The organism is Pseudomonas sp. GCM10022186 (assembly GCF_042656385.1).
Classification (GTDB): domain Bacteria; phylum Pseudomonadota; class Gammaproteobacteria; order Pseudomonadales; family Pseudomonadaceae; genus Metapseudomonas.
Window position 1 is genome coordinate 1,402 of the sequence record NZ_JBHSOU010000041.1, and the last position, 8,077, is coordinate 9,478.

An 8,077-nucleotide genomic window follows, 5' to 3' on the forward strand; every position below is an offset into this window, starting at 1 on the left:
GAAGATGTGCATGGCTCATGGCGGCCCCGGCTCAGGCGTTGTCGGCGAGGAAGCGGTCGTAGGCGGCCTGGTCCATCAGGTTGCCAAGGGCTTCAGGGTTGTCCGGGCGGATGCGGAAGAACCAGCCGTCCCCCATGGGCGCCTCGTTGGCCAGCTCGGGGTTGTCGACCAGGGCCTGGTTTACTTCCAGCACTTCGCCGGTCACCGGCATGGTGATGTTGCTGGCGGCCTTCACCGACTCCAGCACCGCGACTTCCTGGCCTTCGTCATAGCGACCGGCATCCGGCAGCTGGACAAACACCACATCGCCCAGTGCCTCCTGGGCGAAGCTGGTGATGCCGACGGTCACTTCACCGGAGGCTTCGACGCGCAGCCATTCATGCTCGGGAGTAAAACGCAGCGTGCTCATGGATCTTCCTCTTGTTATCAGGTGGGGTCCCGAGCGTTTTCAGGCTCGGCTGACCGAACAAGAGCAAGGGCAATGCCAACTCTTTAAAATCCTTATAAATCAGCCACTTAATACATATCCTTATTGATTGTGGCCGTTGGATTGGAACGATATCACTCCACCCAGACAAAGCCCTTGTCGCGGCCCTGAACAGGGAAAGCCCCGGAATCCGGGGCTTTCAGAGGAGTGGAGCGAAATCGCTCCAGCGGAACGTTATCGAACCGAGACACTGGATGGGGTAATACCTGTAGGGGCGAATGAATTCGCCCCTACAGTGTAAACACCACGTTCGTAGAACCTGGACTTGCTCTTGGCCCCCTGGAAGGGGGCGAATCCTCCCCCGTGCACAAGGCCGCCCCCTTTCGCCTGGCCTGGACCCTAGGGTGCGCTGCGCGCACCGATTCCGGGATCGGCTTCGGCACCACGTCAAACCGCCGGTGCGCACGGCGCACCCTACCCCATCGGCTTCATCCTGCTAGCCCGGACATTCGAATCGTCACAGGCAGAGCCGCTGACTCATGACCACGTCCTCAGGACGTGGTTTCCCAAGTTCAAATGAATTCGCCCCTGCAGAGTCAGCGCCTCAGGCCTTGGCGATACCGTACTTGCGCAGCCGCTGCCCAATGGCGGTATGGGAGGTGTTGAGGCGGGCGGCCAGTTGGCGCGTGGAGGGGAATTCGGCGTAGAGGCGTTGCAGCAGATCCTTCTCGAAGCCCTGCACGGCGTCCTCCAGGCTGGTGATTTCCAGGGGGGCGGTCGGCTGGGTGCTGAGGGCGGTTCCGGCCAGCTCCAGGCTATCGCAGTCGATCAACTCGTCTTCGCAGATGGCGGCGGCGCGGAAGATCACGTTCTGCAACTGGCGTACGTTGCCGGACCAGCGATTGCCCAGCAGCAGCGGGTGGGTGGCCGCGGCCAGGCGGCATGGAGGGCGCTGGATCTGCGTGCAGGCCTGGCGCAGGAAATGTTCGGCCAGCAGGAGGATATCCTGGCCGCGTTCGCGCAGCGGCGGCACCATCAGGTTGAGCACGTTGAGACGATAGTAGAGGTCCTCGCGGAAGCTGCCCTCCCCCACCATGCGTTCCAGGTTGCGGTGGGTGGCACAGAGCACCCGCACGTCCACATGCACCTCGCGGTCGCCGCCGATCCGGCGGAAGCAGCCGTCACTGAGAAAGCGCAGCAGCTTGGCCTGCAGATAGGGCGACATCTCCCCCACCTCGTCGAGGAACACCGTCCCGCTGTCGGCCAGTTCCAGCAGCCCCGGCTTGCCGCCGCGCTGGGCACCGGTGAAGGCGCCCGCCGAATAGCCGAACAGCTCGCTCTCGGCCAGGCTTTCCGGCAGCGCCGCACAATTGAGCGCCAGGAAGGGCGCATCGCGCCGCGCGCTCAGGGCGTGGCAGGCTCGCGCCACCAGTTCCTTGCCGGTACCGGTCTCGCCCTGGATCAGCAGCGGCGCATCCAGGCTGGCCACCTTGCGCAGGCGCGCCTTGAGGGCCTTGAGCTCCGCCGACTTGCCCAGCAACGCGTCCAGGCCCTCGGCATGGTCGTGATGCAAGGAGGCCAGGCGCTCACCGATACGACTTGGCGGATAGAGGGTCAGCAGGCCACCCACCAGGGCATCCGACCCGCCGCTGATGGGCGTTGCATCCAGCAGCAGGGACTGGCCCTGGAAGCTCACCTCGCACATCGGCAGGCGGAAACCCTTGTCGATCAGCGATTGCGCCAGGTCGTGGTCGGCGAACAGCGCCGATAGCGCCTCCCCCGTCGGCTCCCGGCCATAGAGGTTGACCAGGGAAGGGTTGGCCAGCAATACACGTCCTCCGGGGTCTACCGCCAGCACCGGGTCGCTGACCGCGGCCAGCAGCGCATCCAGCTGCAAATGCCGGCGCTGCCCGGGCAGGATGTCCACCAGCTCGACCTCGCGCACGCCCTCGACCTGCAGCAGGGCCTGATTGAGTTCGTCCAGCACGGTCCGGGACAGGGTCGGCGCGTCGATGTAGACATTCGGCGGCACCATTTCCACCGCCTCCAGGTTGAGATTGCGTGCGCCCAGCAGGGCCAGGACTTCCTGGGTGATGCCGACACGGTCGTTGAAGGTGACGTGGATTCGCATGAGGGGACCCGGAACAGTTATTCCTGCGCCGCCATCGCGCGGCTGCAGTGCATGAGTTCGTCGAGGAACGCGCGCAGGAAGCCGGCGTAGGCCCCGGAGAGGATCAACATGGCCTGGGCCTCGACGTTGTCCATCGTGGCGGCGGCGACCTCCACGCCCAGGGCCTGGCATTTACATCGGGTTTGGCGATTTGCGCATCGCATCATCGTCATTTTTTCGGCCACGCGTAAAGCCCATGATGCCGCCATGGCCGAGGTACGAACACCTTGTCCGTCGCCCAACAAGAACAAAGTGGAGACGCCTGAAAATGTCCAGCAACAGCTATGAGAACGGCCGCCTGAACCTGCCCTTCGTCGGTCACTGCACCTTCGCCAAGTCGCCCATCTGCACCGACTGGGACGCCCTGAACGCCGACGTGGCGGTGCTTGGCGCCCCCAACGACATGGGCACCCAGTGGCGTTCCGGCGCGCGTTTCGGACCGCGCGGCATCCGTGAGGCATCCACCCTCTTCTCCTTCGGCCACAGCGGCGCCTACGACTTCGAGGACGATGTGATGTACCTCCAGCAGGAGGACGTCCGCATCGTCGACGTGGGCGACGCCGACATCGTCCATACCGATATGAACACCAGCAACGCCAACATCGAGTTCGCCGTGCGCAAGCTGCTGGACGCCGGCGCCATGCCGGTGGTGCTGGGCGGCGACCACTCGGTGCATGCACCGGTGATCAAGGCCTTCGAAGGTCGCGGGCCGATCCATATCGTGCACTTCGACGCCCACCTGGACTTCGTCGACGAGCGCCACGGCGTGCGTTACGGCCACGGCAACCCGCTGCGCCGTGCCTCGGAGATGGATCACATCGTCGGCATGACCCAGATGGGTATCCGCAACGTGTCGTCCTCCAATCGCAGCGACTACAACGCCGCCCGCGAGGCCGGCTCGCAGATTCTCTCGGTGCGTGACGTGCGCCGCTTGGGCCGGGATGGCGTGCTGGACCTGATCCCTGAATGCGAGTCCTACTACATCACCATCGACATCGATGGCTTCGATCCCTCCATCGCCCCCGGCACCGGCACCCCCAGCCACGGCGGCTTCCAGTACTACGAAGTGCTGGAGATCATCCAGGGCCTGGCCAACCGCAGCCAGGGGCGCATAGTCGGCATGGACCTGGTGGAAGTGGCGCCCGCCTACGACCCTACCGGCATGACCTCGATCCTGGCGGCGCAGCTGCTGATGAACAGCATCGGTTTCGTCTTCCACGCCCGCAAGCAGGCCAAGTAACCGCGCTGCCTCCCCCGTGCGACTCCGGCGAGGTGCCCCTCGCCGGCCCCCCTCCGCTCCGCCATCGCGGCTCCTCTCCCATGGCCGGCATCGAGATGCCGGCCAGTTTCCCGTCATGGCGCCCTCCGACGATCAGGGAATAGGCCCATGCCCCATCGTTCTCAGACGGGACTTTGCAACTGACCAGGCCAGGACTAATGTAATAGGAAATACAAATACTGTTGGTAGAGCTACATGAATCATTGGCTCATCCTGGTCATCGGCCTGCCCACCGCCAATGCCACCGAGCGCATGCGGGCATGGCGGGCCTTGAAGGCCTGCGGCGCGGCGGTGCTCCGTGACGGCGTGCATATACTCCCCGACCACCCGAGTTGCCGCGACGCCCTCGGTGCCATCGAACGGGAAATCCTCTCGATCAACGGCACCGCCTACCTGCTGCCGGTGCAGGACCCGCAGGGCGAGCGCTTCATTCCGCTTTTCGAGCGCACCGAGGAGTACGCGGCACTGCGCGCCGAGATCGACGGCTGCCGCAGCCAGTTGACCCCGGAGAACGCCCTGGCCTCCACCCGGCAGATCCGCAAGCTGCGCAAGAGCTTCGCCCAGCTGGCGAGCATCGACTTCTTCCCCGGCCAGACTCGCCAGCAGACGGACGCGGCCCTGCAAGAACTGGAGACCGCCGTCAGCCGCGCCCTCTCGGCGGACGAGCCGAGCAGCCATGACGAGCCTCTCGCGACACTCGAACTGCGGGACTACCAGGGCCGCCTCTGGGCCACCCGCAAGCGCCCCTGGATCGACCGCCTGGCCAGTGCCTGGCTGATCCGCCGCTTCATCGACCCGGGCGCCCGCTTCCTCTGGCTGGACTCGCCCCATGACTGCCCGGCCGATGCCCTGGGGTTCGACTTCGACGGCGCCACCTTCAGCCACCTGGGGAATCGCGTCACCTTCGAGACCCTGCAGGCCAGCTTCCAGCTGGAGGCGCCCGCCCTGGCCAGGCTCGCAGCCCTGGTGCATTACCTCGATGTCGGCGGCGCCGAGCCGGCGGAGGCGGCCGGCATCGAACGGGTGCTGGCCGGCCTGCGGGAAAGCATCGCCGATGACGATCAATTGCTGACCGCGGCCAGCGCCATCTTCGATGGCCTGCTGACCGCCTTTGCCAACGAAGAGAAAAACGATGAGTGAAAAAGCGATGCCGGCGCCCGCAGAGTCGCAATCCGGAACCAGTCCCGTCGGCCTCTTCGAGGCTTTCCTGTTCTGGCTCAAGCTCGGTTTCATAAGCTTCGGCGGCCCGGCCGGGCAGATCGCGATCATGCACCAGGAGCTGGTGGAGCGACGGCGCTGGATCAGCGAGCGCCGCTTCCTCCACGCGCTGAACTACTGCATGCTGCTGCCCGGCCCGGAAGCCCAGCAACTGGCCACCTACGTCGGCTGGCTGATGCACCGCAGCTGGGGCGGCATCATCGCCGGGGCCCTGTTCGTCCTGCCTTCGCTCTTCATCCTGATCGCCCTCTCCTGGGTCTACATCGCCTTCGGCGATGTGCCGGTGGTGGCCGGGCTGTTCTACGGCATCAAGCCCGCGGTGACCGCCATCGTCGTCCAGGCCGCTCACCGGATAGGTTCGCGTGCCCTGAAGAACAACTGGCTGTGGGGCATCGCCGCTGCCTCCTTCGTCGCCATCTTCGCCCTCGACCTGCCCTTCCCGCTGATCGTGCTGGGGGCGGCAGCGATCGGCTACATCGGCGGCCGCATTGCCCCGGACAAGTTCGCCCTCGGCGGTGGCCACGGCGCGGCCAAGGCCGACTACGGCCCGGCGCTGATCGACGACGACACGCCGCCGCCAGCACATGCGCGCTTCCGCTGGTCACGCCTGCTGCTGCTTGCCGTGGTCGGCGCCCTGCTCTGGCTGCTGCCCATGGGCCTGCTCACCCTCCTGTTCGGCTGGCAGGGCACCCTGACCCAGATGGGCTGGTTCTTCACCAAGGCCGCCCTGCTCACCTTCGGCGGTGCCTACGCGGTGCTGCCCTATGTCTATCAAGGCGCCGTGGGGCACTACGGCTGGCTGACCCCGACGCAGATGATCGATGGCCTGGCCCTCGGCGAAACCACGCCCGGCCCCCTGATAATGGTGGTGGCCTTCGTCGGTTTCGTCGGCGGCTACCTGAACCCGATGTTCGGCAGCGGGCAGGAATTCCTCGCCGGCGCCGTGGCCGCCACCCTGGTCACCTGGTTCACCTTCCTGCCATCCTTCCTCTTCATCCTCGCCGGCGGGCCGCTGGTGGAATCCACCCATAACGAGCTGAAGTTCACCGCACCGCTGACCGGCATCACCGCCGCCGTGGTGGGGGTCATCCTCAACCTGGCGCTGTTCTTCGGCTACCACGTGCTCTGGCCGGAAGGCTTCGACGGCTACTTCGACTGGCCCTCGGCGCTGATCGCCCTGGCCGCCGCCGTGGCCCTGTTCCGCTTCAAGCGCGGCGTCATCCAGGTGCTGCTGGCCTGTGCCCTGGCCGGGCTGGCGGTGCACCTGCTGCGAAACTGAAAGTAGCCCTGCGGGGCCGGGAGATGGGCGATGAACCGGATCACCATTTGCGAATTGGCGGAATGGCAAGCGGCGGGGCGCAGCTTCACTCTGCTGGATGTACGCCGCACCGCCGCGCGCGCGGCCGACGCGGCCGAGATTCCCGGCGCACGCTGGTTGGACCCTGACTCGGTGTTCACCTGGAAAGACTCGGTGCCGCGGGACAGACCCGTGGTGCTCTATTGCGCCCATGGCCACGAGATCAGCCAGGGCATCGCCGCCGCCCTCGACACCATGGGGCTGGATGCGCGCTACCTGATCGACGGTTTCGCCGGCTGGCGCGACGCCGGCCGGAGCACTCAAAGCCTGCAGGTCCAGGCGGGAGGCACAGCATGAAATGGGTCACGCGTGAACGTCCGAAGATCGACCGCATTGCCTGCCCCTGGCTAATCACGCGCTTCATCGATTCGACGCCGGAGTTTCTCTACGTGCCGGCGGCCGACGTGCTGCGGGTGGCAGCCGAGCAGGAGGCTGCCCCCTACGATATTCCCGGCGTCGAGCTCAGCCATGAGGGCGAGCTGTGCAGCTTCGATGCCTTCCTGAAGAAGTACGCCCTGGACGATCCGGCGTTACAACAGCTGGCGGCGATAGTGCGCGGCGCCGACACCTCGCGGCTCGACCTCACGCCCGAATCGGCGGGTCTCTACGCGATATCCCTGGGCCTGTCGCACAACTTCGCCAATGACCACCAGATGCTCGAACAGGGTCTGCTGATCTACGACGCGCTCTACGCCTGGTGCAAGTTCTGTCAGGAGGAAACCCACAACTGGCCGCCACGGATGTAAGGACGCCCCCTCATCTGCCCGGCCCGATCGGCAAGGGCCGAGCGCGGGATCAATGGGTGGTCGCGGCGGTAACCAGATAGCTCAGCAACTGCGGGTCGTCATCCGGTTCGATGGCCCGCACCGGCCGTGGCAGTTCGTCCAGCACCGCGCGCCAGAACGCCAGGGCCGTTTCATCCTGCTGGTAGAAACGCACCAGCCAGGCCCCCTCCCCGCTGGTCAGCACCTGCGTGGCCAGGGCCTGGCCGATGCCCAGGCGGCGGTACTTCTTCAGGATGAACAGGTCCGCCAGTTCCAGGGCATCCAGCCCCGGCAGCTCGCTACGCTCGATCAACAGGAAGCCGGCGATGAAGCCATCGACCAGGATCAGGTTGGCGCTCCACTGCGGCTCACGCCAATAGCGCGCCAGATGCTCCTCATGGATGTAGAAGCGGCCATCCACCTCCACGTCCTCCTGCTCCCAGTCCGAGGACTCGTAGGCATAGAACTGGTACAGGTTGCGGATCAGCTCCGCCTGCTCCGGGCCGGTCTCCACCAGCTCGACCGTGGCGCCGCTCATGGCTGGCCCCCGCGCCCGGACAGGGTAGAAAGGAAGAATTGGAAAATCGTCGGCATGACCATCTCGCCAAGGGGAACGGGCAGCGAGGGACCATTCCGGGCTCGCCGTTTTACGTGGCGGTATTGTTCACGGAACGCGCGGCCCCTGCCACCTCAGCCGCGATGCCCTGCGCGGAAGAAGTCGATCAGGCCCTGGGTCGAGCCATCCTCGGCCGGGGCGTCGTCCTGGCCGATCAGCCGCGAATAGACGGCCTTGCCCAGCTCCTTGCCCAGCTCCACGCCCCACTGGTCGAAGGCGTTGATGCCCCAGAGCACGCTCTGCACA

Annotated in this window: 9 protein-coding genes and 1 pseudogene; 5 read left to right on the top strand and 5 right to left on the bottom strand. The window is 65.8% G+C overall.

Annotated features, from left to right (window positions below; genetic code table 11):
* Positions 1-31: 31 nt before the first annotated feature.
* The 3 genes from gcvH to ACFPU0_RS14720 form a co-directional block, all read right to left on the bottom strand.
* Positions 32-409, bottom strand: a complete 378-nt coding sequence (gene gcvH, locus ACFPU0_RS14710) for a glycine cleavage system protein GcvH (protein ID WP_377693834.1) — start codon at positions 407-409, stop codon at positions 32-34.
* 622 nt (positions 410-1,031) lie between these two features.
* Entirely contained in the window at positions 1,032-2,558 is a 1,527-nt protein-coding gene (locus tag ACFPU0_RS14715; protein ID WP_377693836.1) for a sigma-54-dependent transcriptional regulator, read from the bottom strand.
* A 17-nt stretch (positions 2,559-2,575) separates the two neighbouring features.
* Positions 2,576-2,806 (bottom strand): hypothetical protein, encoded by a 231-nt coding sequence (locus ACFPU0_RS14720; protein ID WP_377693837.1) that lies wholly within the window; start codon positions 2,804-2,806, stop codon positions 2,576-2,578.
* Between the two features lie 59 nt (positions 2,807-2,865).
* On the opposite strand from ACFPU0_RS14720, the gene speB reads away from it, so the two are divergent.
* From speB to ACFPU0_RS14745, 5 genes are all read left to right on the top strand, one after another.
* On the top strand, positions 2,866-3,837 hold the full coding sequence (gene speB, locus ACFPU0_RS14725; protein ID WP_377693839.1) for an agmatinase: 972 nt from the start codon (positions 2,866-2,868) through the stop codon (positions 3,835-3,837).
* A gap of 234 nt (positions 3,838-4,071) precedes the next feature.
* Complete coding sequence (locus ACFPU0_RS14730) at positions 4,072-5,016, top strand: chromate resistance protein ChrB domain-containing protein (protein ID WP_377693840.1); 945 nt, start codon at positions 4,072-4,074, stop codon at positions 5,014-5,016.
* Positions 5,009-6,373 carry a chromate efflux transporter gene (chrA, locus tag ACFPU0_RS14735; RefSeq protein WP_377693842.1) on the top strand — a complete coding sequence of 455 codons (1,365 nt, stop codon included), beginning with the start codon at positions 5,009-5,011 and terminating at the stop codon, positions 6,371-6,373. Before ACFPU0_RS14730 ends, chrA begins: the two co-directional genes overlap by 8 nt.
* A 30-nt stretch (positions 6,374-6,403) precedes the next feature.
* Positions 6,404-6,748, top strand: coding sequence for a rhodanese-like domain-containing protein (locus ACFPU0_RS14740; protein WP_377693843.1), 345 nt, complete (start codon positions 6,404-6,406; stop codon positions 6,746-6,748).
* On the top strand, positions 6,745-7,197 hold the full coding sequence (locus tag ACFPU0_RS14745) for a chromate resistance protein ChrB domain-containing protein (RefSeq protein ID WP_377693844.1): 453 nt from the start codon (positions 6,745-6,747) through the stop codon (positions 7,195-7,197). Before ACFPU0_RS14740 ends, ACFPU0_RS14745 begins: the two co-directional genes overlap by 4 nt.
* Before the next feature lie 49 nt (positions 7,198-7,246).
* Here ACFPU0_RS14745 and ACFPU0_RS14750 read toward each other — a convergent pair whose 3' ends face one another.
* Together ACFPU0_RS14750 and ACFPU0_RS14755 are read right to left on the bottom strand one after the other, a co-directional pair.
* The gene (locus tag ACFPU0_RS14750) at positions 7,247-7,753 is read right to left on the bottom strand and encodes a GNAT family N-acetyltransferase (RefSeq protein ID WP_377693845.1); all 507 of its coding nucleotides are present in this window, start codon (positions 7,751-7,753) and stop codon (positions 7,247-7,249) included.
* A gap of 152 nt (positions 7,754-7,905) precedes the next feature.
* A pseudogene (locus ACFPU0_RS14755) lies at positions 7,906-8,077 on the bottom strand (glucose-6-phosphate isomerase); the annotation flags it as partial.